Raw genomic sequence first — 797 nt, forward strand, 5'->3', positions numbered from 1 at the left:
CGGCGCCGTAGTGAGACCACGACTGATACCGGCCGACGTGGGCGGCATCCCCTGCTGCTGCCGTCGCTCCCAAAGGGAGCCGTCAAATGGGTCATCACGTTTCGCCGCTTTCCCCCATGGTCTTCGTACGATCTGGGGAGGTGCACGGAGTCTCGACGCTGGCCCAATACAGGAAGGCCACCGGCACCTGTGGTGCGGGTGGCCTTCGCTTTCCGAGCCCTTGTCGGATCTCCGCTTTACCTCAGGAACAGCTGGGATCCGCTGTAGTCGCTGCTACTAGGGGTTCCTGTGGTTGCGGTCATTGCCGTGGTCGTGGTCGTTGCCGCAGTGCTTGTCGCCATGGATGGCGGTGGTGTCGGCGGCGGTGTGCGTTGTTGTGTCGCCGCCTCCGGTGACCGTGGCGGTGTTGGTCACCTTGCGGTCGCCGCCTTTCGTGACGGTGGCGGAGTCCTGGCGCTGGGTGTGGCATGAGGCCTTGGCCTTCAGCGTGATGGGTGGATAGGCGGCCCCCGCGGCCAGGAGGTCGCTGCGGGTGCAGGTGAGGGTGGCCAGGGTGCAGGTCCATCCGGAGCCGCTGATGCTGCTGGCGGTGAGTCCGGCCGGGAGGGTGTCCTTGACGGTGATGGTGCCGTCGGTCGCGCCGGGTCCGGAGTTGCCCACCGTGATGCTGTAGGTGCCGCCGTGAGTGAAGTTCCCGCTGTGGCTCTTGGTGATGGTCAGGGACGGCTGGGGGATGCCGCCACCCTGGTAACGGGCCAGCGCGAAGTTGAAGGAGCCGCCCACGAAGCTGTTGCCGG

Annotated in this window: 1 pseudogene; it reads right to left on the bottom strand. The window is 66.6% G+C overall.

The window, feature by feature from the left end:
* Positions 1–276: 276 nt before the first annotated feature.
* Positions 277–797, bottom strand: a pseudogene (locus tag VXC91_RS46310) (hypothetical protein); the annotation flags it as partial.

Origin of the sequence: Streptomyces chiangmaiensis (assembly GCF_036281785.1) — a bacterium.
In the GTDB taxonomy this organism is placed as follows: Bacteria; Actinomycetota; Actinomycetes; order Streptomycetales; family Streptomycetaceae; genus Streptomyces; species Streptomyces chiangmaiensis.